This is a genomic window from Hydrogenophaga sp. (assembly GCF_026125825.1).
GTDB lineage: Bacteria > Pseudomonadota > Gammaproteobacteria > Burkholderiales > Burkholderiaceae_C > Hydrogenophaga.
Genome location: NZ_JAHCKK010000206.1, coordinates 1 through 2,191, shown reverse-complemented (window position 1 = coordinate 2,191; position 2,191 = coordinate 1). Strand labels below are relative to the sequence as shown.

The window sequence follows — 2,191 nt, the reverse complement described above, 5'->3', positions numbered from 1 at the left end:
TCGTCCTCGCAACGCTCCATGGCCCTGGCGGCCTGATCGCCTCCTGACACCGCACCCGCCCGGCCCGCGCCGGCCGGGTGTCGTTGCCCGCGCTCGGCGGCCCCGTTATGCTCGGGACCATGTACGCCGAATTCTTCGGGTTGAAGCAGGACCCCTTCTCCATCGCGCCCGACCCGCGCTACCTCTTCATGAGCGAGCGCCACCGCGAGGCCCTGGCGCACCTGCTTTATGGCATCCGCGGTGGTGGCGGCTTCGTGCTCCTCAGCGGCGAGATCGGAGCCGGCAAGACCACCATCTGCCGCTGTTTCCTGGAGCAGATTCCCGAGCAGTGCCGGGTGGCGTACATCTTCAACCCCAAGCTCACGGTCGGCGACCTGCTCAAGACGATCTGCCGCGAGTTTCACATCGAGGTCCAGCACGAAGGCATCGGCCCGGCCACGATCAAGGACTACCTGGACCCGCTCAACGAGTACCTGCTGCAGAGCCACGCCAAGGGCGAACGCAACGTGCTCATCATCGACGAGGCCCAGAACCTCACGCCCCACGTGCTGGAGCAGCTTCGACTGCTGACCAACCTTGAAACCAGCGAGCGAAAGCTGCTGCAGGTGATCCTGATCGGCCAGCCGGAGCTGCGCGAGGTGCTCGCGCGGCCCGAACTGGAGCAACTGGCGCAGCGCGTGATCGCGCGCTTCCACCTGGGCACCCTCGACGAAGACGAAACCCGCCAATACATCCAGCACCGCATGCAGGTGGCTGGCCTGCGGGGGCCGCTGCCTTTCTCCAACCAGGCGATCCAGCGCATCCACGAGATCACCCGGGGCGTGCCCCGGCGCGTGAACCTGCTGTGCGACCGCGCACTGCTGGGCGCCTACGCCACCCACCAGGCCCGTGTGGAGCGCGCCGTGGTCGAGAAGGCCGCGGGCGAGGTGTTCGAGACCGATGCGCCCGCCATGCCCAGGCACCGCCGTGGCCGCGCCACGGCGCCGCTGTCGGCCTGGGCTTCGCCGCTGGGCACCCTGGGCATCGGCTTGGTGGTGGGCGCGCTGGTGACCGGCGCGCTGTTCTGGTTCTGGAGCCACAGCGCGCCACGGGCGAGCGCGCCGGCAGCGGCGCCCGCCGCCGCCCTTCCCGCGCCCACAGCCTCCACGGCGGAAACCGCCCCGCCGGCACCGGCGCCGGCCACGGCGGCACCCGCCGACGCGCCCGCAGCGGCACCGGCCGCTGCGTCCCGCCCCGAACCCCTGCCCGGCCCCCCGCAGGCGTCGGCGCTGCTCAAGAGCGAAACCGAGGCGTGGCGCGAACTGGGCCCGCTCTGGGGCCAACCGCTGGCCTCGGGCGATCCCTGCGCCGCCGCGCAACAGGCCCAGCTGCAGTGCTACCGCACCGACCGCATGACCCTCAACGGACTGCGCCAGCTCGACCGCCCCGGCATCATCACCTTGCGCCAGCCCGGCCAGGCCACGGGCCTGGCCCTGGTCACCGAACTCTCCAGCGACAGCGCCACGCTGCAGGCGGGTGAGCAGCGCTGGCGCGTGCCCCTCGCCTCCCTGGCCAGCAGCTGGCGCGGCGACTTCGCCACCCTCTGGCGCACGCCGCCGGGTCAGAGCACCCGGCTGGTGGATGGGCGCACCGGCCCGGCCGCCGACTGGCTGGGCGAGCGCATCGCCGGCCTTCAGGCCGCGGGCAAGGTGCCACCATCGGCCAGCCAGCTCACCGCCCGCATCCAGGCCTTCCAGCGCGCCAACGGCATTGACGCCGCCGGGCTGGCCGGCCCCATCACCTTCATGCAGGTCAACCTGGCCAGCGGCGTGGACGAGCCCCGGCTCTCGCGCCCCGGCTCCTGAGGCGCCATTCCCCGATGTCTTACATCCTCGATGCCCTCCAGCGCGCCGAATCGGAGCGCGAGCGCGGCCACGTGCCCGGGCTCAACAGCCAGATCGTGCCGCCTCCCAGCCACAAGACCCGGCCCGTGCGCCGCGCCGGCCTGTCGCGGACCGCCGTGGCAGGTGCGGTGGGGGCCGCGCTGCTGATCGCCGCCGGCCTGTGGTGGTGGCTGGGCCAGACGGACGAAACGCCCATCGCCATGCCTGCGCCGGCCCCCGCCACGCCGGCACCGGCATCCGCCCCGACGGCCATGCCCCCCGTGGCCGCCGTGACCCCGGCGCCGGCCGCCGACCGCCCTGCCGCACCC

1 protein-coding gene and 1 pseudogene are annotated in these 2,191 nt (G+C 73.0%); both read left to right on the top strand.

The features are described 5' to 3' along the window. The first annotated feature begins 119 nt into the window (after nt 1-119). Entirely contained in the window at nt 120-1,844 is a 1,725-nt protein-coding gene (locus tag KIT86_RS24950; protein ID WP_297403414.1) for an AAA family ATPase, read from the top strand. A 14-nt stretch (nt 1,845-1,858) separates the two neighbouring features. Then, nucleotides 1,859-2,191: pseudogene (locus KIT86_RS24945) on the top strand (hypothetical protein); the annotation flags it as partial.